General features: G+C 67.6%; 1 protein-coding gene. It reads left to right on the plus strand.

The window, feature by feature from the left end; all coding sequences use genetic code 11:
• Nucleotides 1-861 precede the first annotated feature (861 nt).
• A partial coding sequence (locus FLW16_RS42790; RefSeq protein WP_185949860.1) for an RICIN domain-containing protein occupies nt 862-1,609 on the plus strand: 748 nt, incomplete at its 3' end.

Consider the following 1,609-nt stretch of genomic DNA (forward strand, 5'->3'; position numbering starts at 1 on the left):
GCCCGCGGAAACACCACGCGAACCATCGCCGCGTCGGAAACTGCGGCCCCTGCCGCTCACCACCGACCCCGGCAGGAGGAGCCGCCTCGGGGAGTCAGTCTGGAAATCAGACCCGAAACGTGTCAAGGGCGTTTCCGGTAAGTTTCGACGTCTTTCCCGCGCATGTGTCTCATCTGTGCAGGTAGGCGCGCGAAATGCTGCCGTAAGTTTTCTGCTTCCCTCGCAGCGGCTCCGGGTGGCGCGCGGGGTCATGATGAAAGTTTCGTCCCATCCGAACCCTGGCGGTGTTCTCACATCCATGGAAGGAGCAGGTGAGCGGCATCCGGTCGACATGAGGGCCCGGACGGAGAGGCAGTCGCGCGTTGACATGGCTTATGCCGTCATGTTTGATCCGCTACACCACCACCACCACAAGCCGCCGATGGAAGAGGGGCACTCGTTTGCAGATTTGTTAGCGCTCACATCGTATGCGCGGGCCAACCGGTGCGTGACCTTCTGGGCCGACACGCACTGTCCGCGTTGTCCATGAGCGGCAAGCGGCCGCCGGAAAGGGCCGGCCGGTGTTCCCGGCGCCACGCGTCCCTGCCGCGTGGACCGACGACATCAGCCACGGTGAGACGGTCCGCATCGACGTCGACCGGACCTGACCGTGAGCCCTGCACGATTCGGTGCCTCTACCAGGGCCGCGACCCCGGCTCGGGCGGCGACCACATCAGCCCGTCCCGGCGCCCGGGCCTGCCGGCCCCGTCACCTTCCCCAGCGGGGCACGCCTTCCGTGCCCCCGCGCGGGCGTAAGCCTCACGTACCACACCGCGGGTGTCTTCACCCCCCAGCCGTGTCTCCGCTCTTGAAGGAGAGAAGATGCACCCCTCCGTCCGTGCGACGAGTGGCCGGCGCCGGACGCCGGCCACCGTCTTCGCATGTCTTCTGGCGGCGCTTGCGACCGTTCTCGCAACCGCTGTCGCCTGGGTGGCGCCGGCCTCCGCGGCGACAGTCGACACCAACGCCTGGTACGTCCTGGTCAACCGCAACAGCGGCAAGGCCCTCGACGTCTCCAACTTCTCCACCGCCGACGGCGGGTCGCTCGTGCAGTGGACCCGCACCAACGCCGACAACCAGCAGTGGCGGTTCGTCGACTCCGGCGGCGGCTACTACCGCGTGCAGTCGCGGCACTCGGGCAAGGTGCTCGACGTGGCCAACCTCTCCACGGCCGACGGCGCCGACGTCGTGCAGTGGAGTGACCACAACGGCGTCAACCAGCAGTTCCAGCTGGCGGACTCGTCCGGCGGCTACGTCCGGCTGATCAACCGCAACAGCGGCAAGGCCGTCGAGGTCCAGAACGCCTCCACCGCGGACGGCGGCAAGATCGTGCAGTACTCCGACTGGGGCGGCAACAACCAGCAGTGGCAGCTCGTCCCCGTCGGGAGCGTCTCCGATCCCTCTCCGTCGCCGTCCGTGAGTGCGTCGCCCAGTCCGTCGGCGAGTCCGTCGGCGAGTCCGTCGAACGGGCCGTGGCCGCCGTCGTCGACGTATTCCAACCCGGTGTTGTGGGAGGACCTGGCCGACATCGATGTCTTCCGGGTGGACGACACCTACTACTACTCGGCCT

It is taken from the genome of Microbispora sp. KK1-11 (genome assembly GCF_006874435.1).
GTDB lineage: Bacteria > Actinomycetota > Actinomycetes > Streptosporangiales > Streptosporangiaceae > Microbispora > Microbispora catharanthi.